Below are 24,252 nucleotides of genomic sequence, written 5' to 3' on the forward strand. Positions count from 1 at the left end.
TCTAGGGGTCAGCCTGATGCAAATATCGCGACGCCACTGGGGGGCGGTGTCCGCTGCGTTCATCACGAACGCGGTCTTTTTTGGTGTCTGGGCCGCGCGTATTCCGGCGGTGGCCGAGCGGTTTGCGATCCCGCACAGCCGCTTGGGTCTGCTTCTGCTGTTGCTGGCCTTCGGCGCGCTGCTGGCGTTTCCGCTTGCCGGGCGGCTCGCGGATCGGCACGGCGCGCTGCGCGTCACCCGTATCTTGGTCTGCCTGAATGCACTGGCTATGGTTGGCCTCGCGGCAGCCCCCAGTCTTGGGCTCTTGGCCGTGGCGCTATTTGTTTTTGGGGCCTGCCATGGCGCAATGGATGTGGCGATGAACGCATGGGCTGCCGAAGTGGAACAGGCCGCAGGCAAACCCTGGATGCCCAGCTTTCATGCCATGTGGAGCTTGGGCGCTGGCTTTGGGGCATTGACGGCGGCCGGTGCGGTCGCGCTAGGTGTCCCCTATGGGCTACATTTTCTATTGGCCGCTGCCTTGGTGCCGGTCTTTGGCCTATACGGCACAAAGATCAGCTGGCCCACGCAAGCGCCCGGGCAGATACCTGCCGAAACTGCGCCGCTTTTCTCGCTGCCCAGAGGGCCGCTGCTTTTCGCCGGGCTGCTGGCGGGTTTTGCGACTTTGGGTGAAGGCGCGGTTGCCGATTGGAGTGCGCTTTATCTGATCGAAGCGACGGCGGCCCAGCCCCATATCGCGCCGCTGGGGCTGACGGTGTTTTCAGCCGCAATGGTGGGCATGCGCCTTTTGGGAGGGCTGATCATCGGGGCGCTCGGGGCACAGCGCGCCGGGCTGGCCAGCGGTATTTTTGCGCTCTGCGGCACCACGCTGCTGATCGCGCTGCCAGAGCCGATGTTCGCGCTGGCCGGTTTTATGCTCATGGGCTTTGGCTATGCGCTTGCAATGCCACTGGCTTTTTCGCAGGCGGGCAATACACCAGGTGTGCCCCCCGCGCGCGCCATCGCCAGCGTCGCCACGCTGGGCTATGGCGGCATGCTCATGGGGCCGCCGATGATCGGGGCCTTAACCCATGTGACCACCCTGCGCGGGGCTTTTGGGCTGCTGGTACTTTTGGCTCTTGGGATGGTGCTGACGGCGCGCGGGTCCGCGCGCCGTCCCCGCCGCGCCGTGTCACGCGGCTGACCAGTCCACGTTATCAGCGGTTTCAATCGTCAATCGCCCCTCTGGCCAGGGCTGGATCAGCGCCTGCGCGTCGCGCGCGCTTCCCGTCAGCCAGATGTCGATATCCGCAGGCTCTAGCAGCACCCCCATACGATGGTGAATGTCTTTGACATCTTGATTGGGCGCGCAGGTGACGGCGGCCACCTGAGGCAAGGCCTGCCCACCGGGCGCGGTCCAGACATCGGTGATTGCGGCAAAAAGCAACGGCGTGTCTTGGCTGATACGCCACGCAGTCTTGCGTCGGGTCTTGCCCGTCCATTCATACCAGCCATCCACCGGGATCACCGCGCGTCCGGTTCCGTGAAAGGCGCTTTTGTCAAAGAGCGTTTCGCCGCGCGCATTGATGATGGTTTCCATCACCGGGCGTCCACGTGCATTGACCCGCCCCACCGGCACAATGCCCCAGCGCATGACCGAAAAACCCGGCTCGGTCAGGACCAAAATATCTTGTCCGGGCTGGATATTGCGGCGCGGCGGCATGTCCGGCACCGCAGTGGCGCCGCGCCCGCAAAACTGCGCCATCTCGGCAAGCGGCCGGGTCAGAAAGAACCGGCCCGGCATGGTTATTCCCCCGCCGCTGTCAGCAGCGCCAACACCTGAGGCCCGAGCGCCTCGACGATTTTCGCGACACCCTTGGCATTTGGGTGCAAGCCGTCAGCCTGCAACATCCCCTGCGCTTCGGCCGGGTCCAGCGTGCCAAGCCCGGCCAGAAAACTCGGGGCATAGAGCGTGCCATAGACCTCGGCCAATGCAGGATACATGCCGTCAAACGCGGCCTTATAGTCGGGCCCGTAATTTCCCGGTGCCTGCATCCCCACCAACAGCACCTCGACCTCTGCCGCGTCTGCGGCGCTGAGAATACCCGCGAGGTTGTCGCGCGAATGGGCTGGGTCAACGCCGCGCAACATGTCGTTGCCGCCGAGCGCCACGATCATCGCATCGACCTCTTCGGTCAGGGTCCAGTTCACCCGGGCCAGCCCGCCCGCCGTGGTGTCGCCAGACACCCCTGCGTTGATCACCCTCACCTCGGCCCCCTGCGCCTTGAGCCAAGCGTCCAGTTGCGGCACAAAGCCCTCGCCCTGCGGCAGACCATATCCCTGCGTCAGACTATCGCCCATCGCCACAAGCGTGATTTCCTCGGCCTGCGCCAAGCCTGCGGTCGCCAGCATTGCGCAGATCAGGCCAGGTAACACCTTGCCCCTGACGCCCCAGCCCCCATATTGCACAGAGTTATTGATCAACAGGTTGTCTCCATGGAAGTTATCCTCTCGCTTAAAGATGTGCATTTGACGCTCAAAGGCAACGCCGGGCCGGTAGAAATCTTGCACGGGGTCAGCCTTGATGTCGCAAAAGGCGAGACTTTGGGGCTTGTCGGTCCGTCCGGGTCCGGCAAATCCTCGCTGCTGATGCTGATGGGCGGGCTGGAGCAAGCCACGGGCGGCCGCATTACCGCCCTTGGAAACGACCTTACCAATTTGCCCGAAGATGCCTTGGCCCGCTTTCGGCGCAATCACATGGGCATTGTCTTTCAAAGCTTCCATCTGATCCCAACCATGACCGCCCTGGAGAATGTGGCAACGCCTCTTGAGCTGGCCGGCCAAAAAGACGCATTTGACCGCGCTGCGGCAGAGCTGGAAGCGGTCGGTCTGGCGCATCGGGCTGACCATTACCCAGCGCAGATGTCGGGGGGCGAGCAACAGCGCGTGGCGCTTGCGCGGGCCTCAGCGCCGCGCCCGGAAATTCTGCTGGCCGATGAGCCGACCGGCAATCTGGATGGCGCGAATGGCACCGCCATCATGGATCTGCTGTTCGGCCTGCGGGATCGGCACGGGGCGACCTTGGTGCTTGTCACCCATTCCAACGAGCTTGCCAATCGCTGTGACCGTGTGGTGCGCCTGCGCGACGGCAAAGTCGACGGCCTGAAGGCCGCAGCAGAATGAGCGTCGTCACCGCTGCCAAACTGGCGCGCCGCGAGCTGCGCGGCGGCCTGCGCGGATTTCGCATTTTTCTCGCCTGCCTGATCCTCGGCGTTGCCGCCATCGCAGCCATCGGTTCGGTCCGCGCCAGTATCGAAGCCGGGCTTTCTGCGAAGGGCAGCGAGCTGCTTGGCGGCGATGCAGAAATGGAATTCACCTATCGCTTTGCCAACGAAGACGAGCGCACCTGGATGCAAGCCAGCGCCACTGCGGTGTCCGAGATTGTGGACTTTCGCTCCATGGCGGTGGTGACGCGCGGTGATGTAACCGAACGCGGCCTCACGCAAATCAAGGCTGTGGATAGCGCCTACCCGCTGGTGGGGAGCGTCACGCTTGAACCGGACATGTCGCTGGCCCAGGCGTTTGCCCCCAAGGACGGTCGCCCCGGCGCGGTGATGCACCCGCTGCTGGCGGATCGGCTGGCGCTTGAAATTGGCGATATCTTCACGTTGGGCACGCAGGACTTTCACCTTGCCGCCCGTCTGATCGAAGAGCCGGACAACGCCGGCGGCGGATTTGGTCTTGGGCCGCGCACGCTGGTGGCCACGCCTGATCTGCAAAACTCGGGCTTGCTGTCCCCGGGCACGCTTTATGAAACACAATATCGGCTGCTGCTGAAAGACGGGCTGACCCTTGAGGCCACGAAACAGGCCGCCAATGAAACCTTTCGCGACAAGGGCATGCGCTGGCGCGACAGTCGCAATGGCGCACCCGGCGTGGCCCGGTTTGTTGAACGGCTTGGTTCTTTCCTGGTGCTGGTCGGCCTGTCGGGCCTGGCCGTCGGCGGCGTGGGGGTTTCGGCGGCAATACGCGCCTATCTGGCCAGCAAGACCGAGGTGATCGCCACGCTCAGATCGCTGGGCGCAGATCGCGCGACGATCTTTTTGACCTATTTCTTTCAAATCGGCGTGCTCAGCCTCCTTGGTATCAGCATCGGGCTGATCTTAGGCGCTGCTCTGCCCGCGGCGCTGTCCCCAGTCCTGCAATCCGTGCTGCCGCTGCCCGCAGTGATATCGCTGCACGCGGCCCCCCTGTTTGAAGCGGCCATCTATGGCCTACTGACAGCGATGATTTTCACGCTCTGGCCGTTGGCGCGCACCGAGGATATCCGGGCAGCCGCCTTGTTTCGCGATGCCATGCACGCCGCGCGCGGTCTGCCAGCCGCCCGCTATTTGATCGCAACGGGGCTGCTGATTGCCTTACTGGTCGGCGCGGCGAGCTATTTTTCCGGCAACCTCTGGCTCACGTTGTGGACCATGGGCGGGATCGCCGGGGCGCTGGTTTTGCTGACCCTGGCCGCCGCGTTGATCCGATTTATATCAGCGCGCGCCGCACCGCGTGCGCGGCACCGGGCCTCCCTGCGCTGGGCGCTTGCGGCAATCTCAAGCCCGCGCGAAGGGGCGACCTCGGTTGTGCTGTCTTTGGGCCTGGGCCTGTCGGTGCTGGCCGCCGTTGGGCAGATTGATGGCAACCTGCGCGCGGCGATTTCGCAGGACCTGCCGGATGTGGCCCCGAGCTATTTCTTTGTCGATATCCAGCCCGGTCAGATGCCCGGCTTTCTGGAGCGGGTCACAACCGACCCGGCCGTAAGCAAGGTTGAAAACGCGCCGATGCTACGCGGCGTGATCACCCAGATCAACGGGCGCCCTGCCCGCGAGGTGGCGGGCAACCACTGGGTCGTGCGCGGAGATCGCGGCGTCAGCTACGCCGGGACGCTTCCAGACACCACAAAAATCACCGACGGTACATGGTGGGGCGCAGACTATAGCGGCGCGCCACAAATCAGCTTTGCCGCCGAAGAAGCGGCTGAAATCGGCCTCAAGCTGGGTGACAGCATGACGGTCAACATTTTGGGCCGGGACATCACCGGCACTGTCACCAGCTTTCGCGAAGTGGATTTTTCCACCGCCGGAATGGGGTTTGTTTTGGTGATGAACGAAGCCGCGCTGGCCGGCGCGCCGCATTCTTTCATTGCCACGGTTTATGCCGAAGAGGCCGCCGAAGCGCAAATTCTACGCGATATCTCCAACGCCTATCCGAACATCACCGCGATCCGGGTGCGCGACGCAATTGAACGTGTGACCGAGGTGCTTGGGTCTATCGCGGCGGCCACGGCCTATGGCGCGGCGGCGACGTTGCTGACCGGCTTTCTGGTCTTGATTGGCGCGGCAGCAGCGGGGCAGCACAGCCGCACCTATGAAGCCGCCATTCTCAAGACGCTGGGGGCGACGCGCAAGCGCATTCTGCTGAGTTTCGCGCTGCGCAGCGCCCTTTTGGGGCTGGGCGCGGGCGTTGTCGCGCTTGGCGCGGGCATTCTCGGCGGATGGGCCGTCAGCCATTTCGTGCTGGAAACCAACTACACGGTGATTTGGGACAATGCGCTGGCCATCGTGCTGGGCGGTGTTCTGGCAACGCTGCTCGCAGGGCTGGGGTTCGCCGCGACGCCCCTGCGCGCGCGACCGGCACCCGTATTGCGCACGGCGGACTAACCCAAAAAGAAAGCGGCCCCCAAGACACCTTGAGGGCCGCTTTGTTGTTTCTGCGCTTCTTACTCCGCCGCTTCGGCGTAATCCTCCATCGGTGGGCAGGTGCAGATCAGATGACGGTCGCCATAGGCATTGTCGACCCGGTTGACCGGCGGCCAGTATTTATCGACGCGGAAGGCACCCGGAGGGAAGCAGCCCTGCTCGCGTGAATAGGGCCGATCCCAATCGCGCACGAGGTCTTCCATGGTGTGTGGCGCGTTTTTCAACGGGTTGTTTTCCGCATCCAGATCGCCTTTTTCCACCGCGTCTATTTCCGCCCGGATCGCCAGCATGGCATCACAAAAGCGATCCAGCTCAGCCTTGGTTTCAGATTCAGTTGGCTCCACCATCAAGGTGCCGGCCACCGGCCAGCTCATGGTTGGGGCATGAAAGCCGTTGTCGATCAGGCGTTTGGCGATGTCATCCACAGTGATGCCCGCGCTTTCCGCAAAGGGGCGCGTGTCCAGAATGCATTCATGCGCCACACGTCCAGACGGGCCTTTGTACAAGACGTCATAGGCCCCTTCGAGCCGCTTGGCGATGTAGTTGGCATTCAGGATCGCAACGCGGGTGGCCTGTGTCAGACCATCACCGCCCATCATCAGGCAATAGGCCCAGCTGATCGCCAAAATAGACGCCGACCCAAAGGGCGCGCCAGACACCGGCCCCTCGTCGCCGCCACGCTCTGGATGGCCGGGCAAATGCGGTGCTAGATGCGCCTTGACCCCAATCGGCCCCATGCCGGGGCCACCACCGCCATGCGGAATGGCAAAGGTTTTATGCAGGTTCAAATGGCTCACGTCGCCGCCCAAATCACCCGGACGGCTGAGGCCAACCATGGCGTTCATATTGGCCCCATCGATATAGACCTGACCGCCAAAATCATGGGTAATTTGACAGACCTCATGCACGGTTTCTTCAAACACGCCATGGGTTGAGGGATAGGTGATCATGCAGCCTGCCAGCTCGGCGGCATGCTTTTCGGCCTTGGCGCGGAAATCTTCCAGATCAATGTCGCCATTGGCGGCGGATTTCACCGGCACCACCTTCCAGCCGACCATCTGGGCAGAGGCCGGGTTGGTGCCATGGGCGCTCATCGGAATGAGGCAGATGTTACGATGGCCTTCGCCATTTGCGCGGTGGTAGGCCGCGATGGTCAACAGACCGGCATATTCGCCCTGCGCGCCTGAGTTTGGCTGCATCGACATGGCGTCATAGCCGGTGATGACACAGAGTTTGTCAGACAGATCCGTCACCATTTCAGCATAGCCTGCGGCCTGCTCAACCGGTGCAAAGGGATGCATGTTCGCAAATTCCGGCCAGCTGAGCGGCATCATTTCTGCGGCGGCGTTCAGTTTCATCGTGCAGGAACCAAGCGGGATCATCGCGCGATCCAGCGCCAGATCACGATCCGCCAAGCGGCGCATATAGCGCATCATCTCGGTTTCCGCCCGGTTCATGTGGAAAATCGGGTGGGTGAGATAGTCGCTCTGGCGGTGCATCTTGTCTGGCACGCGGTATTCGGCCGTGAAATCGCTGTCTGTTTTCACGATGCCAAAGGCGCGCCAGACGCCTTCGATGGTTTCCGGGCGGGTGGTTTCATCCAGCGAGATACCAACACGGAATTCGCCCACTTTGCGCAGGTTGATGCCCTCATCGCGCGCCGATTTCAGCACCGCATCCTGCAGCGGGCCAACATCCACGGTGATGGTGTCAAAGAACGCCTGCGGGTCCACCTGGAAGCCGCCGCCCTCCAGCCCTTTGGCCAGACGCACGGTTTTGCGGTGGATACGCTGCGCGATGGCTTTCAGGCCCTTTGGCCCATGGAAAACCGCGTACATCGACGCCATCACAGCCAACAAGGCCTGCGCGGTGCAGACGTTGGATGTGGCCTTCTCGCGGCGAATATGCTGCTCGCGGGTTTGCAGCGACAGGCGGTAGGCGCGGTTGCCATGGCTGTCGACCGACACGCCAACCAGACGGCCGGGCATCGCGCGTTTATAAGCGTCTTTGGTGGCCATATAGGCCGCGTGCGGGCCGCCATAGCCCAGTGGCACGCCAAAGCGTTGGGTTGAGCCGACCGCGATATCAGCGCCCATCGCGCCCGGTTCTTTCAGCAGAGTCAGCGCCAGTGGATCTGCTGCCACGATGGCAATCGCCTTGGCGGCGTGCAGCGCCTCGATTTCAGGGGTGAAGTCGCGCACATGGCCATAGGTGCCGGGATATTGGAACAGCGCGCCAAACACCTTGTCGGCCTCAAGTTTGTCTGGGTTGCCAACGATCACCTCAATGCCCAGCGGCGCTGCGCGGGTTTGGATCACGGCGATGTTCTGCGGATGGCAATCGCGGTCGACAAAAAACGCCTTGGCTTTGGATTTCGCCACCCGCTGCGCCATGGTCATCGCCTCGGCGCAGGCGGTGGATTCATCCAGCAGCGAGGCATTGGCAATTTCCAGCCCGGTCAGGTCGCTGACCATGGTCTGGAAGTTCAAAAGCGCCTCAAGCCGCCCTTGGGAAATTTCGGGCTGATAGGGTGTATAGGCCGTGTACCACGCCGGATTTTCCAGAATATTGCGCTGAATCGCCGGCGGTGTGACCGTCCCATGATACCCCTGACCGATCAGGCTGGTTTTCAGGTCGTTTTTCTTGGCGACCTCGCGCATACGGTGCAGCAGCTCGCGTTCCGAAAGCGGGCGGCCAAAATCGAGCTTGGCGCTCTGCCGGATGGATTTTGGCAGCGTGTCATCAATCAGCGCGTCCAGATCCGCCGCGCCAACCAGGCCCAGCATGTCGGACATTTCTTCGGGGGATGGGCCGATATGACGACGGTTGGCAAAATCATACGGCAGATAATCTGTCGGTTCAAAAGGCATCAGAGGCCCCTTTCATAGATACCGCGCAAGGCAGGCAAGTTTTTGCGGTGAGCGGCTGGTCGGGGGCGGTCAAAACCACCGCCCGACAATCAGCGTTGATCTCAGTTAGCCGATGAAGGTTTTGTAAGCCGCTTCATCCATATAGTCGTCCATCTGGCTCAGGTCGGCGGCCTTGATCTTAAAGAACCAGGCATCGCCGATCGGATCATCATTGACCTTGCCCGGCTCATCCACCAGCGCCTCGTTCACCTCGACGATTTCGCCATCCAGAGGCGCGAGAATATCGGAGGCCGCTTTTACGGATTCGATCACGCAGACCTCATCATCCTTGGTCACTTCGCCGCCAACCTCGGGCAGCTCAACAAAAACGATGTCGCCCAATTGCTCTGCGGCGTGTTCGGTGATGCCAACAACAACCACGTCGTCTTCGATGCGCAGCCATTCGTGCTCTTCTGTGAATTTCATGGGGATCTCCTGTTTGTCCTGATCTTTTTCAACGTTTGAAATTGGCGGGCACCAGCGGCATTTTCGCCACCGTTAGCGGCAGGCGTTTGCCGCGCACCTCACCGAAAAGCTGCGTGCCCGGCGCGGCGTAGCTGCTGCCGACATAGCCCATGGCGACAGGGCCACCGATGCTGGGGCCAAAGCTGCCAGAGGTCACTTCGCCGATGGCTTCGCCGCCCTCGGCAGCGGCAAATAGCTGCGTGCCATCGCGCATCGGCGCGCGCCCTTCCGGCAGCAGCCCGACACGTTTGCGCGCCACACCTTCGGCCAAGGCACCCAGAATATGACCAGCGCCGGGGAACCCGCCAGCACGGTCACCGCCCGCGCGGCGCACCTTCTGCATCGCCCAGGTCAAAGCCGCTTCGACGGGGCCAGTTTCTGTTGTGATGTCATTGCCATATAGGCACAGCCCCGCCTCAAGGCGCAGGCTGTCGCGCGCGCCAAGGCCGATCGGCGCGACCTCTTCCATCGCCAAAAGCGCTTGGCAGAGCGTTTCGGCGGCATGCGCGGGCACGGAAATTTCATAGCCATCTTCGCCGGTATAGCCCGAGCGGGAGACCCAGCAGTCTTGCCCCAACAGCGTGACAGTCGCGACATCCATGAAAACCATATCAGCGACAGCCGGGTTGAGGCGCGCCAGCGCAGTTTCCGCCGCAGGCCCCTGCAGCGCGATCAGCGCGCGATCTTCGATCAGCTCAATGGTAATGCCCGGTTCAAGCGCCGCTTTCATCCGCGCTACATCCGCCTCTTTGCAGGCGGCATTGACCACCACAAAGAGATGATCACCGCGATTGGCAAACATCAGATCGTCTTCGATGCCGCCGTTGTCATTGGTAAAGAACCCATAGCGCTGCTTGCCTTCCGGCAGGTCAAGCACATCCATCGGCACCAAGGTTTCAAAGGCTTTGGCAATCGCCTCATAAGAGGCCCCGCGCAAGATCACCTGCCCCATGTGGCTGACATCAAACAGCCCTGCCGCTGCGCGGCAGTGCAGGTGTTCTTTCATCACGCCCATCGGATATTGCACCGGCATGTCATAGCCCGCGAAAGGCACCATTTTGGCCCCTAGGCCAATATGCAGCTCATGCAGCGGCGTTTGTTTTAGTGCGCCCGTCTCAGACATCTCTTGCTCCCTGTTGTCCGGGGCAGGCCTGATTGCGTGCGTCCGGCATTACGTGACGCATGAACCATGCGCGTAATGCCCCCTCTGTCCCTTTGCCTGAGATCGTTATCCCTTCGGCGTCCAATTGAATGGCTCTCTCCAGAGTTAGAAGCAGTAAACTCGGTCCCTTTGCCTGAGAGTTTCCGGGGCGGTTGCTCCTTCGGCACCGGCGGTCCGGTTCTCCCGAGTCACCTAAGCTTCTCAGGCAAATTAATTTGCGAATACGACAATCACAAGCATTTATGCGACAGCGCGGCATTTATTTCGCCCCCGACACCCGTGGAAAATCGCCCCTGACCGTTTGACAGCAAGGACGCAACATGCGGTCATATGTGGATGCAATCTGATCGTTTCTTTGGCTATGGCAGCCTCGTCAATCGTCGCACACATAATTATCGCGACTTTTCAGCCATCACCCTGTCTGGCTGGCAGCGGGTGTGGCGGCAGACTGCCACATTCCAACGCCCCATTTTGACAATTGAACCCGCGCTCGGGGTGGAGATTGATGGTGCGCGCGCAGCGGTTCCGGGGGGCGATTGGCGGGCATTGGACGCGCGAGAGCACGCCTATGATCGTGTCCTGTTAGAGGGCGGCACGCCCCACGGCGGCCTCGCAACCTATGTGATTGGCGCGCAGAAATACGCGGCACCAGACGCGCTTCACCCCATATTTCTCAGCTATCTGGATGTGGTGCTTCAGGGATTTTTCAACGAATATGGGCGCGATGGGTTGCGGCGGTTCTGTGACACCACCCGTGGCTGGGAGGCAGGCATTCGCGACGACCGGCGCGCCCCGCAATACCCCCGTCACCAGCGGTTGACCCCGCAGGAGCGCGCGCTGGTCGATCAGGAAATTGCCCGCCTGGGCTGCAAGGTTCTGCCCTAGCGCCGCAAGTGCAGCAAGGCATGGAGCCGCCCCTGCCGCGCAAATGGCGTGTCTTTCACCGGGCGCGCGCCCGCCGCCATGACCCGCCGCCCCAGCACAAAGGCAATCGCCGCAAAGATCACGCCGCCGAAAGCCTGCCCGATCAACACCCCCGGCGCACCAAACCAAAGCGCCCCAAGCCACACCAAGGGGATGGTGCCCAGCGTATTGCGGCCCCAGTTGATCAAAGTCGAATAAAACGGATGCCCCAGATTGTTGAAGGCTGCGTTCGAAACAAAGATCACCCCGTTGAAAAAGAACATCAACGCCAATGGGCCACAGAACAGAAAGATCAATGTCACCGCCATGCCGTCCACGTTGAACAGCGCAACGATCTGCGCGCGCATCAGAAACAGGATCACAGTCGCCAGGGCCACCCAACAGGCCGTGAATATCAACGCATCCCGAAATGCCGCGCGCACCCGGGTGCTCTGCCCGGCGCCGAAATTCTGCCCGATGATCGGACCAACCGCGCCAGAGAGCGCAAAAATTGCCCCAAAGGCCACCGGCGTCAGTCGCGCGACAACTGCCATGCCCGCCACCGCGTCCTCGCCAAAGCTCGCCATGGAGCGCGTTACATAAGCCTGGCCGATGGGCGTCGCGAGTTGCGTGAGGATGGCCGGCCCTGCGATGGCCAAAATCGCGGTGAGATCAACGCGCAATTGCGCCACATGCGGGCGGCTGAGACCGCGATGCACGCGGATGACCGGATAAAGCGCCACCGCCGCGATGACGCAGCGCGCCGCCACCGACGCCAGCGCAGCCCCGGTCAATTCAAGGTCCAGTCCAAAAATCAGGATCGGGTCCAGGATCGCATTGGCAACACCGCCTGCAATGGTCGACATCATCGAGCGGCGCGCATCGCCATGGGCCCGCAGGATCGCCCCGCCGACCATGCCCAGCAGCAGGATGGGCAAACTGGGGATCAAAATGCGCAGATAGTGCACCGCAAGAGTCAGCGTTTCGCCGCTCGCGCCCATAAGTCCTGCGAGATAGGGCAGGTTCAGCCAGACGATGGTGGAAAAAACAGATGCGAAAACAAATCCATAGAGCAATGAGGACGCCGCGCGGCGGCGGGCTTTTTCTTCATCCCCTTCCCCCAGCGCCTGCGCCACCAATGCGCCCGCTGCGATGGACATGCCAATGCCAAAAGAGGTGGTGAAAAACAGGATCGCGCCGGAATACCCCACGGCGGCGGCCAGCTCTTCCTTGCCCAGCATCGAGATAAAGAGCATGTCCACCAGATCGACCAGAAAGACCGCCATCAGCCCAACCGAAGTGGTCAGCGACATCACGGTGACATGGCGCAAGAGGTTGCCCTGTAGGAATTTCGCGTTCGCCGTGTTCATGGTGTGCCCCCCGATCCGGCGCGCAGCAGATCACAGTGCGGATGAAAAGCCAATTACTGAAATTCCCACGCGCCAAGTCAAAGAAAAAGGGCAGCCCAATGGGATGCCCTGTTCAGTTTGGCATGTTGAACCTTGCTTCAGCCGCGCGCTTTGATCACCTTGAGCAGCGGCAGAACCTCGGACATGTCCGGGCCATGCGATTGCCCGGTCAGCGCTTTGCGCAGCGGCATAAAGAGGCCGCGGCCCTTGCGACCCGTCGCCTCTTTCACCGCTTTGGTCCATGCCCCCCAGCTGTCGCCATCCAGCGGCCCTTCGGGCAGCAGGGCCATCGCCTCTTTGACAAAAGCGACATCTTCGGCATCGATCACCGGCTCTGCGCCGTTTTCAAACAAATCCCACCAGGGCGCGATATCTTTGCGGGTTGTGATATTGGCGCGAATGACATTCCAGAACGCCTCGGCTTGATCGGCGGGCACGCCAGCGGCGGCCACATCATCTGCAACTGCGCTCAGCGGCATCTCCCCCAGCAGACGCCCGGTCAGCGGGTAAAGGTCATTGACGTCAAACTTGGTTGGGGCGGAACCGAATTGGCTGATGTCAAAGCCTTCGGCGATTTCATCAAGGCTGCTGCGCAGTTCCACCGGCTGCGAAGAGCCAAGCCGCGCCATCAGTGACAAGAGCGCCATAGGCTCCACACCGGACGCGCGCAGATCACGCAGCGCCAAAGTGCCCAGACGTTTGGACAGGCTTTCGCCCTGTGGCCCGGTGAGCAGCGAATGGTGCGCAAAGGTCGGCACCGTGCCGCCCAGCGCCTCGATCATCTGAATCTGGGTCGCGGTGTTGGTCACGTGGTCAGAGCCACGGACAACATGGCTAACACCCATTTCGATATCATCCACAACAGAGGCCAGCGTATAGAGGAACTGACCGTCCCCGCGGATCAGCACCGGGTCCGATACCGAGGCGGCATCAATCGAAATATCCCCCAGAATGCCATCGGTCCAAGTGATCCGCTCTTGGTCGAGCTTAAACCGCCAATGGCCATCGCCGCGCTCTGCGCGCAGTTTGGCTTTGGCGTCGTCTGACAGCGCCAGCGCGGCGCGGTCATAGACCGGCGGCTTGCCCATGTTCAGCTGCTTTTTGCGTTTCAGGTCGAGCTCTACAGGGGTCTCAAAGCATTCGTAGAACCGCCCGATCTCGCGCAGCTTATCGGCGGCGGCGACATAGCGATCCAGCCGCTCTGACTGACGCTCGATCCGATCCCATGTGAGGCCAAGCCATTCCAGATCCTCCTGGATGGCATCAACATATTCCTGTTTGGAGCGCTCCGGATCGGTGTCGTCGATCCGCAGAATGAATGTTCCCCCTGCCTTTTTTGCGATGAGGAAGTTCATCAGCGCGGTGCGCAGATTGCCAACATGAATATAGCCCGTCGGGGACGGCGCAAAACGGGTGGTGGTCATAGAGAGTCTCCAATGTTGCGCGCTCTGTCTCATATGCGCGCGGCTTTGTCCAGAAAAGGCGCTCAAGGCCCTGCGGCCTTGGCCCTGTCAGCGCCAAGAATTCGCACAAATGATCCCGAATTTATGGTATGTACCCCCATCCACCCAAAGAAGGCGCAGCATTCTGGAGGAGGAGACCACTATGTACACAAGAGTAACACCCTACCGCATGAAGCCCGGCAGTCGCGCCGAGGCGACCAAGAAACTGGAAGCCCTCAAAGAGCGCATCATGGCCCTGCCCGGGCAGCAGCAGTTTCTCAATATGATGAACGACGACACCGGCGAGGGCTATATCGTGTCGACAACCAACCTTGAAGAGCCAACAGACGACACGATGGAAAAGGTCAATGCGCTCTGGGGTGAGTTCAAGGACTTTCTGACTGCAGAGCCGCAGGCGCAGAAATTCGATCTTATCGCAGATTGGAAAAAATAAACCACTTCCGGGGGCGCAAGCGCCCCCGCTACCTGATTTATCGGTCTTTCAGCTCTTGGATTGCCAGCAAGGCCGCTTGTGACCCGCGCAATGAAAAGTCGGTGTGATCGACCAAGCCATCTTCAACCACATGCGACACGCTCACGCGCATTTCAGAACGCATCAATGCGATCAGTTGCGCCTGTTTCTCCGCGTCCGTCACATGGATGGTTTCCAGCAGATTCACGAGATTGGGTTCGCCCAGCTGCCATTCTCCGGGGGCCAAAACAATCCGCGCCGCGCCAAAATCAAAGACAAAATCCCCGTCGGCCACAGGCACCAGCCCGCGATGGTATAGAACCACACCAAACTCCGCGCCCCCAAGGTGCGGCAGCGACAGGCGGCTTTCACCCACAAAACTGCCCTGTCCGGGCACAAGTTTGATCTGAACCGCGCGACATGGCCCCGCGCCCTTGTCGGCGCAGACTGTCAGCCAATCCTTGTGATAAGCGCGCAGCTCACCAAATTTGTGCGTAAACCAGCCATCGGCCAGCGCGGCTGTGGCACTTAGGCCGATCAGCAGCGCGGCAAAGCCTATTCGTTTCTTCAAGTCAGCGGTCCTTTTGCAAGTTGAGTGTTACGCCGGCGCAACCGGCCAGATGTCATTTAGGTCCCGCAGCCCAGCGCGGATCAATTCCGCAAGCACCTCAAGATCGATATCCGCCAGCTTATTCACGTAAAGGCAGCTTTTGCCCAGCTTATGTTTGCCCAGCCGCGACAGGATATCTGAATAATCCTGATATCCGGGCATAATATAGATCGACAGGTTGGCTTTGCGCGGGCTGAACCCCGTGGCCAGAAAATCCCCCTCGCGCCCACTGTCATACACATAGTGATAGCGCCCGAATCCGACGATCGAGGGCCCCCACATCTTGGCCTGATAACCGCTTTCCTTCGCAAACAGATCATGCAGTATCAAGCTGTCGGCGCGGCGCACCGGGTGATCCACCGCCTGCAAGAAGGCCATGACATCGGCGTCACTGGCGACGGTTTTGTTCTCAGATTTGGGCACGGGACACTCCGTGGTTAAAACACACCCAAGCTTAGCCCAGCGCCCAGCGCGCTGCCAAGCTCCCGGCAAGGGGCAAGCTGCGCGGCGCTCAATGTCTTTGGGGCCAAGATCGCCTCGGGGCTTTGGGCATCGGTCTTCACAATTAGCGGCGGCTGCACCGCGCGCAATCGCCAGCCTGTGGCGATACGCGCCAATTGCCGTGCCGCGCCCTGCCCGTCCGAGCCGGCGCAGATCATCTGGGCATAGGGGCGACCCTCAATCGCCCCAAGCAGCGGATAATAACAGCGATCAAAGAACTCTTTCATCGCGCCAGACAGCGCTGCCAGATTTTCCGGCCCACAAAAGAGATAACCGCGCGCTGCCAGCATGTCCTCGGGCGTCGCGGCCTCGGCAGACAGCAACCGCACCGCGCCTTCAGCGGCGGCGGCTTCACGGGCGGCCTCGGCCATTTGCGCGCTGCCGCCGGTGCGCGAATGATAGATGATCAATAGCTCGCTCATGCTGTCAGCCTAGCGCGCGCGGGCCCGCTTGGCCATCACGCGCCGCTTTCATCGCGAAAGCGGTTCACAATCGGATAGCGCCGATCCAGCCAGAAGGCTTTCTTGCTGAGCCGCGCACCCGGCGCGGACTGAAAGCGTTTGTATTCACTGATATATATCAGATGTTCCACCCGTTTGACCGTAGCGCGATCATACCCTGCGGCAACGCACTCCGCGACCGATGCATCCTGATCCACCAGCATCTCCAGAATGCCATCCAGGATGTCATAGGGGGGCAGGCTATCCTCGTCCTTCTGGTCAGGGCGCAGCTCAGCTGAGGGGGGCTTTTCGATGATCGACACCGGGATCACCTCACCGTCAGGGCCCGCCATCCAGTCACGGTGGTGAGCATTGCGCCAGCGGCAGGTTTCAAACACGCGGGTTTTGTACATATCCTTGATCGGGTTATAGCCGCCGTTCATATCGCCATAGATCGTGGCATAACCCACTGCGACCTCGGACTTATTGCCGGTGGTCAGCAGCATTTCGCCAAATTTGTTCGACATGGCCATCAACAGAAGACCGCGTAGGCGCGACTGGATGTTTTCTTCGGTCAGACCTTCCTCAAGCCCTTCAAACAGCGGCGCAAGTGTCTGGGTCACGGCCTGCCGGCTTTCTCGGATCGGCACATAATCGTAGTGCACCCCCAGACGTTTGGCGATGTCTTCGGCGTCCTTGAGCGAGGATTGGGAGGTATATTCTGACGGCAGCATCACGCAGCGCACATTTTCTGCGCCCAGCGCATCAACAGCAATCGTGGCCACCAGCGCGGAATCAATGCCGCCCGACAGGCCCAGCAGAACCTTTTTAAAGCCCGTCTTGCGCATGTAGTCGCGCAGGGCCTCAACGCAAACGCGGTAATCTTGTTCTTCACCGCTTGGCAACAAGGCCCGCTCGCCTTGTTCGCAGATCCAGCCATCCGCGCCGCGCACCAGGTCGACATGCGCCGTCACTTCGTCAAACACCGGCAATTGCACCGCCAAATGCCCGCCGGGATTAAGCACGAAAGAGCCGCCATCAAAGACCTGATCATCCTGCCCCCCCACCATATTGAGGTAGATCAGCGGCAGACCCGTTTCGATCACCCGCGCCACCATATGTGACATTCGGCGATCAAACTTGTCGCGATAATAAGGCGAGCCGTTGGGGACCAACAGAAATTCTGCCCCGGTTTCTTCCAGCGTTTCCGCCACATCCTCAAACCAGGCGTCTTCGCAGATCGGCGAGCCAATGCGTGTGTTGCCCACCGCATAGGGGCCACCCAATGGGCCGCTGTCAAACAGCCGCAGCTCATCAAAGACATTGTAGTTGGGCAAATGATGTTTGAGCTGGCGGCTGATGATCTTGCCGCCGCTGAGGATGAAATAACCGTTATAGAGCTTGCCGCCCTCGGCGCAGGGGCCCCCGATAGCCAGCGCCGGACCATCGGCGCAGTCTGCGGCCAACTTTTTGATCTCGGCCATCGCGGCGTCCTGCACCGCAGGTTTCAGCACCAGATCCTGGGGATTATAGCCCAGAATGAACATTTCGGGCAGCGCCACCAGCTGCGCGCCTGCGGCCTTGCCCTCCGTCCAGGCGGCCTTGGCCCGGGCGGCATTGCCGGCCAGATCCCCCATCACCGGGTTGGCCTGCGCCAAAGTCACACGAAAACGATCTGCCATCTGCGGCCCCCGGGTGTCATCCTGTCTCACTTGTCGTCAGATTTATCAGAACAAGCGGCAAGGAAAAGCGCAAAGCGGCAAAAGACATTGCCCAAAACCACTGGCTGCACTAGTTTTCGCCCCAGATACGGCGCTGCGCGGGCAGCGCACGGGCGCGCAAATAATCAAGAGACCCAACCAGGGGCAATGACATGACGTTCAAACAGGCATTTTCGACAGCAGCCATGATGGCAGCGCTGAGCATGGCGCAGGGCGCTTGGGCCCAGAGCGGCGAAGTGCTGACCAAGCAATATGATGACGGCGGCGTCTATGAAGGCACGTTCAAGGACGGGCTGCAGCATGGCACCGGGTCCTATCGCTTGCCGAACGGCTATGAATACACCGGTGAATGGGTCGAAGGCGAAATCCGCGGCCAAGGCGAAGCGCGCTTTCCCAATGGCTCGGTCTATGAGGGCGAATTTGCCAAGGGCAAACCCCATGGCATCGGCACCATCACCTTTACCGATGGCGGCACCTATGAAGGCGAATGGGTGGATGGCAAGATCACCGGCCAGGGCCTTGCTGTCTATGCCAATGGCGTCACCTATGAAGGCGGCTTTGTGAATGCCATGCACCACGGCACCGGCACCATGCGCAGCCCCGGCGGCTATGTCTATGCAGGCGATTGGGTCAATGGCGTCAAGGAAGGCACCGGGCAGATCACCTATCCGGATGGCGCGCAGTACAACGGCGAGATTGTCGCCGGCGAGCGGCAGGGCACCGGCACGCTCACCATGCCTGACGGGCTGGTGTACGAAGGTCTCTGGGCCGCCGGGCAGATCGACGGCGAAGGCAAGCTGACCCAACCCAATGGCGACATCTACGAAGGCACGCTGGTGGGCGGCCAACGCGAAGGCTTGGGCCGCGTGACCTATGCCAATGGCGATGTCTATGAGGGCGAATTCAAAGCCGACCGCCGCGAAGGCCAAGGCGTCTTCATCGGTGCGGATGGCTACAAATACGACGGTCAGTGGATGGCCGGCCAAATCGAGGGCACCGGCACCGTCACCTACCCGGATGGGTCCATCTATGTCGGGGAATTCAGCGAAGATCTGGCAGATGGGCAAGGCATGATCACCTATCCGGACGGCTCGGTCTATGAAGGCACCTGGCAACAGGGCGTGATCGAAGGCGAAGGCAAGGCAACCTATGCCAATGGCCTGGTCTATGAAGGCAGCTTTAAGAACGCCAAAAATGACGGCTTTGGCATCATGACCTATGCTGATGGCTATCGCTACGAAGGGCAGTGGCAGGATGGGCAGCGCCATGGCGAAGGCACCGCCACCTACCCCGATGGCACCGTCTATACCGGCAATTTCGTCAACGGCCAGCGCGACGGGCAAGGCACAATCACTATGGCTGACGGCTTTAGCTACAGCGGCAGTTGGGTCGCCGGTGAAATCGAAGGCCAAGGCAAAGCCACCTATGCCAATGGCGATGTCTACGAAGGCACCTTTAAGGCCGGCAAACGCCAGGGCAATGGCACTATGACCTATGCATCAGGCCAGACCTCCAGCGGCACATGGAACAACGGCGCGCTTGCGCCCGCAGCCGGTGAAACGGCTGAAACGCCAGCCGAAGCAACAGAAGAGACGGCAGAGGAAACACCAGAACAGAACTGAGCCTTCTAGCTACCAGGGTACGGATTTGCCCTGCCAGTCATAAAAGCCACCGCTGTCAGCGGGGCTGAGCCCGTCAATGACATCCAGCAGTTGCCGCGCCGCGCGTTCGGGCGCAAAGCGCTGCGGGCAGTTGTAGCCCAGAGAAAATTCCGTGCCGACCGTTCCGGGATGCAGGCTGACGCAAATCGCCTGCTTGTGGCTGCGCGCCAGTTCAATTGCACCGGTGTGCACGATCTGATTGAGCGCGGCCTTGGCGGCGCGGTAGGAATACCAGCCCCCCTTGCGATTATCCCCGATTGAGCCGACCCGCGCCGACAGAACCGCAAACACCGCGCGCCGATCACGCGGCAAGAGCCTCGCCGCATGTTTCAACACCAGCGCGGGCCCAATCGTGTTGACGGCAAACTGCGCCATCATCTCGGCAGCGCCCAGTTCACGCAGGGATTTTTCCGGGCGCGGTGCCACCGCATTCAAAACACCGCTGGCGACAAAAATCAGATCAAATGCCGGCGCAAGCGCTGCCATATGCGCCTCTGCCGCCTCAGGTGCGGTCAGGTCAAACCCGTGATCCCGCCGCGTCAGAGGCACCACCTCATAGCCCCGCTGCGCAAGCTGCGCCCCCAGTTCCGAGCCGATGCCGCCAGAGGCCCCAATAAGCAATGCACGTTTCATTCTTCTGACCTAACCTTGTGGCTGAGGATGTCAAAACGGAAAATTCCAAAGGCCGTGAAAATCAGGGTTTTCAATCGACTCGGCATCTGTATAGTCACCCCCATGATGACTTTGGCCCATATCGCAATCCCTGCGCGCCTTTCGGCGTCGATTGCCCGTGGCCTGAACCTACTGCTAGCTCGCCTCTGAGCGCGGCCTTTTCGGCGCGCGTGCTCAGGGGAGTACCTACTGCGCCGACCTTCCAGACATTGCTGAATATCGCTGCCTCACAGATCGCCTGTCATGTTTAGCACCATCCGGAAGGCGTTTTCTTGCTCTGGATCGCCCGGCCCCTTTCGCTTATGAAACGCCAAACTGATGATTGTCGGCCCCAGGGCGTGACCTGATATTTTGACTAGGACACCACCAATGACACAAGACCGCGTTGTTATTTTCGACACCACGCTGCGCGACGGCGAACAATCCCCCGGCGCGACCATGACCCACGAAGAAAAGCTCGAAATCGCCGAGATGCTGGATGACATGGGGGTCGACATCATCGAAGCTGGCTTCCCAATTGCCTCTGAAGGGGATTTTCGCGCTGTTTCCGAAATTTCCAAACGCAGCAAGAACAGCCGCATCTGTGGCCTTGCCCGCGCCAATTTCGCCGATATCGACCGCTGCGCCGAGGCGGTGAAACACGCAGGCCTCAGCCGCATTCACACCTTTATCGGCACTTCGCCCCTGCACCGCGCCATTCCGAACCTGACCATGGATGAAATGGCCGATAAGATTCACGCCACTGTCAGCCATGCCCGCGATCTTTGCGAAAACGTGCAATGGTCGCCCATGGATGCCACCCGCACCGAATGGGATTACCTCTGCCGTGTGGTGGAAATCGCCATCAAGGCGGGCGCGACCACCATCAACATCCCCGACACCGTCGGCTATACCGCCCCGCTAGAATCCGCCGATCTGATCAAACGTCTGATCGAGACTGTGCCTGGCGCGGATGAGATCATCTTTGCCACCCATTGCCACAATGATCTGGGCATGGCGACCGCCAACTCGCTCGCGGCGGTGGCCGGCGGCGCACGGCAGATCGAATGCACGATCAATGGCCTTGGCGAACGCGCAGGCAACACCGCGCTGGAAGAAGTTGTGATGGCCATGAAGGTGCGCCATGACATCATGCCCTGGACCACCGGGATCGACACCACCAAGCTGATGGCCATCTCGCGCCGCGTGTCCACCGTGTCGGGTTTTCCGGTGCAATTCAACAAGGCGATTGTCGGTAAGAACGCCTTTGCGCATGAAAGCGGCATCCATCAGGATGGCATGCTGAAAAACAAAGAAACCTTTGAAATCATGCGCCCCGAAGATGTGGGCCTGTCGGGCACCTCGCTGCCACTTGGCAAACATTCCGGGCGCGCCGCGCTGCGCGATAAGCTCAGCAATCTGGGCTATGAGGTGGGCGATAACCAGCTCAAGGATGTTTTTGTCCGCTTCAAGGATCTCGCCGACCGCAAGAAAGAAGTCTTTGATGATGACATCATCGCGCTGATGCGCTCGGACACCACCAATGACCGGCTGAAGCTGAAGACCCTGCGTGTGGTCTGCGGCACGGGCGGCCCGGCGGATGCCACCTTGGTGATGGAGATCGACGGCCAGGAGACCACGGCAATTTCGCAAGGTGATGGTCCGGTCGACGCCGCCTTCAAAGCCATCCGCATGCTGCACCCAAATACCGCGCGGCTTGAACTGTATCAGGTCCATGCCGTGACCGAAGGCACCGATGCGCAGGCCACCGTCTCGGTTCGCCTGTCAGAAGAAGGCATCATCGCCACCGGCGAAAGCGCTGATACCGATACGGTTGTCGCCTCGGCCAAAGCCTATATCCACGCGCTCAACCGCCTGCTGGTGCGCCGCGGCAAACTGGGTGACGGGGCGGACGCCAAGGAAATCAACTATAAAGACGTCAACTAAACACGGCGCAAAAATGGGGGGCACCACCGCCCCCCTTCATCTTTTCAAAAATACTCATTTCCGACATCACCTGCTGCGCAGGTGTTAAGGGCTGAGGGCGTCAAACCGCGCGCTCAGCGCGGCGGCTTCTTGCTCCAGCCCATAGGGCGCATTGAGAATAAACATGCCCGAACCGATCATCCGATGCCCCGCGCGGGCGGGCGGAAACCGCACCTCATGGCGCAGGACCTTGGGCAGGTTTTCCTGCTCCAGCGCAGAAATCATCCCTTTCTGACTGCCATCGCGCAGGATCGGATACCAGAGCGCAATCACACCGACGTTCCATTTGCGGTGCAGCTGGCGGATCAGCCCGGGAATGCGGTCATAATCGCTTTTGATTTCGTAACTTGGATCGATCAGCATCAGCCCCCGGCGGGGCTCTGGCGGGCAGACCGCCTGCGCCATCTCAAACCCGTCGCGGCGATGGATCTTGGCGCTGAACATCGTCATCGCATCCTCTAGCGCGTCCCCTTCGCGCGGGTGCAACTCGGCCAGATGCATTTTGTCCTCAGCCCGCAAGAGCTGCGCCGCCAACAGCGGCGAGCCGCCATAGCTCTCTGCGCCAAAGCCGTCACGCACCGCCGACAGCGCGCGGCGAAACGGATGATCCTCGGCAAACCAGCCCTCGGCGATGCTGATCCCAGCCGCAGCCTCGCCGGTTTTCACCGCTTCGGGCGCATCCAGCGCATAGAGCCCGCGCCCGGCATGGGTTTCGATATAGCTCATCGGTTTGGGCTTTTGCCCCATATAGGCGATCATGGCACAGAGAAGCGCGTGCTTTTGCACATCCGCCATGTTCCCGGCGTGATAGATATGTTGATAACTCAGCATGACGGCTCCCGTTCTTTGCGGCTGCATATCGCAGAATCGACGGGCGCGACAGGGCCGGTTGTCGCAGGCCCGAGGCATATTCAGCCCCCCGGCACGATGGGTTTTTCGCCTTGGGTCAGAAAGACGGCGGATTAACGCTGATTTCCCGCGCCGCAGACTTCCACAGGCCCCGCGCTCTGCTTATAAGAAAACCGTCCGCCTCACCCAGAGTCGCGGACCAATTTCGAATCGTAATATTGGGGAATCGGGGACATTATGCTGGGAAATCTAGGCGGTCTGTTTACGTCAGATATGGCCATTGACTTGGGCACAGCCAATACGCTGGTCTATGTCAAAGGCAAGGGTGTTGTCCTCTCCGAACCCTCGGTTGTCGCCTATCACATCAAGGATGGCGTCAAAAAGGTTTTGGCCGTCGGCGAAGACGCCAAGCTGATGCTGGGCCGCACGCCCGGCAGCATTGAGGCGATCCGCCCCATGCGCGAAGGGGTGATTGCCGATTTTGACACCGCTGAAGAGATGATCAAACATTTCATCCGCAAGGTGCACAAGCGCTCGACCTTCTCCAAACCCAAGATCATCGTTTGCGTGCCGCATGGGGCCACGCCGGTTGAAAAACGCGCCATCCGCCAGTCGGTGCTCTCGGCCGGGGCGCGCCGCGCCGGGTTGATTGCCGAGCCGATTGCAGCTGCGATTGGCGCGGGCATGCCGATCACCGACCCCACGGGCAACATGGTTGTTGATATCGGCGGCGGCACCACCGAAGTCGCAGTTCTGTCGCTGGGCGACATCGTTTATGCGCGTTCGGTCCGTGTCGGCGGCGACCGCATGGATGAGGCGATCATCAGCTATCTGCGGCGCCAACAAAACCTTCTGGTGGGCGAATCCACCGCTGAACGCATCAAAACCAGCATTGGTACGGCGCGCATGCCAGACGATGGGCGCGGCGCATCCATGCAGATCCGCGGCCGTGACCTTTTGAATGGCGTGCCCAAGGAAACCGAAATTTCGCAGGCGCAGGTCGCTGAGGCGCTGTCTGAGCCCGTACAGCAAATCTGCGAAGCGGTGATGACCGCGCTGGAAGCCACTCCGCCAGATCTGGCCGCTGACATCGTGGATCGCGGCGTGATGCTGACCGGCGGCGGCGCGCTGCTGGGCGATCTGGACTTGGCCCTGCGCGAGCAGACCGGACTGGCCGTTTCGATCGCGGATGAAAGCCTGAACTGCGTGGCGCTCGGCACCGGCAAGGCGCTGGAGTATGAAAAACAGCTGCGCCACGCGATCGACTACGAAAGCTAACCGCAAGTTTGACTTGGCGGGCACGGGGCTGCCCGCTTAGACTTTTGTAGATTGTTGTTCTGAACCG

The 24,252-nt window shown here is 60.8% G+C and carries 21 protein-coding genes and 2 riboswitches; of the genes, 8 read left to right on the forward strand and 13 right to left on the reverse strand.

What is annotated here, in order from left to right:
- The first annotated feature begins 16 nt into the window (after positions 1-16).
- Positions 17-1,183 carry an MFS transporter gene (locus N6L24_RS11805; RefSeq protein ID WP_271844889.1) on the forward strand — a complete coding sequence of 389 codons (1,167 nt, stop codon included), beginning with the start codon at positions 17-19 and terminating at the stop codon, positions 1,181-1,183.
- Here the strand turns inward: N6L24_RS11805 and N6L24_RS11810 are convergent.
- Together N6L24_RS11810 and N6L24_RS11815 are read right to left on the reverse strand one after the other, a co-directional pair.
- Entirely contained in the window at positions 1,172-1,783 is a 612-nt protein-coding gene (locus N6L24_RS11810) for an SOS response-associated peptidase (protein ID WP_271844890.1), read from the reverse strand. The genes N6L24_RS11805 and N6L24_RS11810 overlap by 12 nt on opposite strands.
- A gap of 2 nt (positions 1,784-1,785) precedes the next feature.
- Positions 1,786-2,391, reverse strand: a complete 606-nt coding sequence (locus N6L24_RS11815; RefSeq protein WP_271845197.1) for an arylesterase — start codon at positions 2,389-2,391, stop codon at positions 1,786-1,788.
- An 84-nt stretch (positions 2,392-2,475) separates the two neighbouring features.
- Here N6L24_RS11815 and N6L24_RS11820 point away from each other — a divergent pair, with 84 nt between their 5' ends.
- Both N6L24_RS11820 and N6L24_RS11825 read left to right on the forward strand, forming a co-directional pair.
- On the forward strand, positions 2,476-3,162 hold the full coding sequence (locus N6L24_RS11820; RefSeq protein ID WP_271844891.1) for an ABC transporter ATP-binding protein: 687 nt from the start codon (positions 2,476-2,478) through the stop codon (positions 3,160-3,162).
- The gene (locus N6L24_RS11825) at positions 3,159-5,687 is read left to right on the forward strand and encodes an ABC transporter permease (protein ID WP_271844892.1); all 2,529 of its coding nucleotides are present in this window, start codon (positions 3,159-3,161) and stop codon (positions 5,685-5,687) included. The genes N6L24_RS11820 and N6L24_RS11825 overlap by 4 nt, the downstream gene beginning before the upstream one ends.
- Before the next feature lie 59 nt (positions 5,688-5,746).
- Here the strand turns inward: N6L24_RS11825 and gcvP are convergent, their stop codons facing one another.
- The 3 genes from gcvP to gcvT all read right to left on the reverse strand — a co-directional run bounded on the left by gcvP (position 5,747) and on the right by gcvT (position 10,223).
- Positions 5,747-8,596, reverse strand: a complete 2,850-nt coding sequence (gene gcvP, locus N6L24_RS11830) for an aminomethyl-transferring glycine dehydrogenase (protein WP_271844893.1) — start codon at positions 8,594-8,596, stop codon at positions 5,747-5,749.
- A 105-nt stretch (positions 8,597-8,701) separates the two neighbouring features.
- The gene (gcvH, locus tag N6L24_RS11835) at positions 8,702-9,061 is read right to left on the reverse strand and encodes a glycine cleavage system protein GcvH (protein WP_271844894.1); all 360 of its coding nucleotides are present in this window, start codon (positions 9,059-9,061) and stop codon (positions 8,702-8,704) included.
- A gap of 28 nt (positions 9,062-9,089) precedes the next feature.
- Positions 9,090-10,223, reverse strand: a complete 1,134-nt coding sequence (gcvT, locus tag N6L24_RS11840) for a glycine cleavage system aminomethyltransferase GcvT (RefSeq protein WP_271844895.1) — start codon at positions 10,221-10,223, stop codon at positions 9,090-9,092.
- A gap of 74 nt (positions 10,224-10,297) precedes the next feature.
- Positions 10,298-10,373: riboswitch (glycine riboswitch) on the reverse strand.
- A riboswitch (glycine riboswitch) is annotated at positions 10,374-10,458 on the reverse strand. It lies immediately after the preceding riboswitch.
- Between the two features lie 134 nt (positions 10,459-10,592).
- Here gcvT and N6L24_RS11845 point away from each other — a divergent pair.
- Entirely contained in the window at positions 10,593-11,147 is a 555-nt protein-coding gene (locus N6L24_RS11845) for a gamma-glutamylcyclotransferase family protein (RefSeq protein ID WP_271844896.1), read from the forward strand.
- Here N6L24_RS11845 and N6L24_RS11850 read toward each other — a convergent pair.
- Both N6L24_RS11850 and gltX read right to left on the reverse strand, forming a co-directional pair.
- Positions 11,144-12,535, reverse strand: a complete 1,392-nt coding sequence (locus N6L24_RS11850) for an MATE family efflux transporter (protein ID WP_271844897.1) — start codon at positions 12,533-12,535, stop codon at positions 11,144-11,146. The genes N6L24_RS11845 and N6L24_RS11850 overlap by 4 nt on opposite strands.
- 137 nt (positions 12,536-12,672) lie before the next feature.
- Entirely contained in the window at positions 12,673-13,998 is a 1,326-nt protein-coding gene (gltX, locus tag N6L24_RS11855; protein ID WP_271844898.1) for a glutamate--tRNA ligase, read from the reverse strand.
- A gap of 181 nt (positions 13,999-14,179) precedes the next feature.
- On the opposite strand from gltX, the gene N6L24_RS11860 reads away from it, so the two are divergent.
- On the forward strand, positions 14,180-14,470 hold the full coding sequence (locus N6L24_RS11860) for a hypothetical protein (protein ID WP_271844899.1): 291 nt from the start codon (positions 14,180-14,182) through the stop codon (positions 14,468-14,470).
- 37 nt (positions 14,471-14,507) lie between these two features.
- Here the strand turns inward: N6L24_RS11860 and N6L24_RS11865 are convergent, their stop codons facing one another.
- Genes N6L24_RS11865 through N6L24_RS11880 form a run of 4 tightly spaced genes read right to left on the reverse strand, consistent with a single transcriptional unit; the run spans position 14,508 to position 17,721 of the window.
- Positions 14,508-15,059, reverse strand: a complete 552-nt coding sequence (locus N6L24_RS11865) for a hypothetical protein (protein WP_271844900.1) — start codon at positions 15,057-15,059, stop codon at positions 14,508-14,510.
- Positions 15,060-15,086: 27 nt separating this feature from the next.
- Positions 15,087-15,521 (reverse strand): DUF1801 domain-containing protein, encoded by a 435-nt coding sequence (locus N6L24_RS11870; RefSeq protein ID WP_271844901.1) that lies wholly within the window; start codon positions 15,519-15,521, stop codon positions 15,087-15,089.
- A 14-nt stretch (positions 15,522-15,535) separates the two neighbouring features.
- Positions 15,536-16,021, reverse strand: a complete 486-nt coding sequence (locus tag N6L24_RS11875; RefSeq protein ID WP_271844902.1) for a flavodoxin family protein — start codon at positions 16,019-16,021, stop codon at positions 15,536-15,538.
- A gap of 35 nt (positions 16,022-16,056) precedes the next feature.
- Positions 16,057-17,721, reverse strand: coding sequence for an NAD+ synthase (locus N6L24_RS11880; RefSeq protein WP_271844903.1), 1,665 nt, complete (start codon positions 17,719-17,721; stop codon positions 16,057-16,059).
- A 224-nt stretch (positions 17,722-17,945) separates the two neighbouring features.
- Between N6L24_RS11880 and N6L24_RS11885 the strand changes: the two genes are divergently transcribed.
- Entirely contained in the window at positions 17,946-19,382 is a 1,437-nt protein-coding gene (locus tag N6L24_RS11885) for an MORN repeat-containing protein (protein WP_271845198.1), read from the forward strand.
- 9 nt (positions 19,383-19,391) lie between these two features.
- Here N6L24_RS11885 and N6L24_RS11890 read toward each other — a convergent pair whose 3' ends face one another.
- Positions 19,392-20,054, reverse strand: coding sequence for an SDR family NAD(P)-dependent oxidoreductase (locus N6L24_RS11890; protein WP_271844904.1), 663 nt, complete (start codon positions 20,052-20,054; stop codon positions 19,392-19,394).
- 408 nt (positions 20,055-20,462) lie between these two features.
- Between N6L24_RS11890 and N6L24_RS11895 the strand changes: the two genes are divergently transcribed.
- Positions 20,463-22,019 carry a 2-isopropylmalate synthase gene (locus N6L24_RS11895; protein WP_271844905.1) on the forward strand — a complete coding sequence of 519 codons (1,557 nt, stop codon included), beginning with the start codon at positions 20,463-20,465 and terminating at the stop codon, positions 22,017-22,019.
- An 84-nt stretch (positions 22,020-22,103) separates the two neighbouring features.
- On the opposite strand, the gene N6L24_RS11900 is transcribed toward N6L24_RS11895, so the two are convergent.
- Positions 22,104-22,889 (reverse strand): 23S rRNA (adenine(2030)-N(6))-methyltransferase RlmJ, encoded by a 786-nt coding sequence (locus N6L24_RS11900; RefSeq protein WP_271844906.1) that lies wholly within the window; start codon positions 22,887-22,889, stop codon positions 22,104-22,106.
- 255 nt (positions 22,890-23,144) lie between these two features.
- Between N6L24_RS11900 and N6L24_RS11905 the strand changes: the two genes are divergently transcribed.
- Positions 23,145-24,185 carry a rod shape-determining protein gene (locus N6L24_RS11905; protein WP_271844907.1) on the forward strand — a complete coding sequence of 347 codons (1,041 nt, stop codon included), beginning with the start codon at positions 23,145-23,147 and terminating at the stop codon, positions 24,183-24,185.
- Positions 24,186-24,252 lie beyond the last annotated feature (67 nt).

The organism is Cognatishimia sp. SS12 (genome assembly GCF_028369055.1).
GTDB lineage: Bacteria > Pseudomonadota > Alphaproteobacteria > Rhodobacterales > Rhodobacteraceae > Cognatishimia.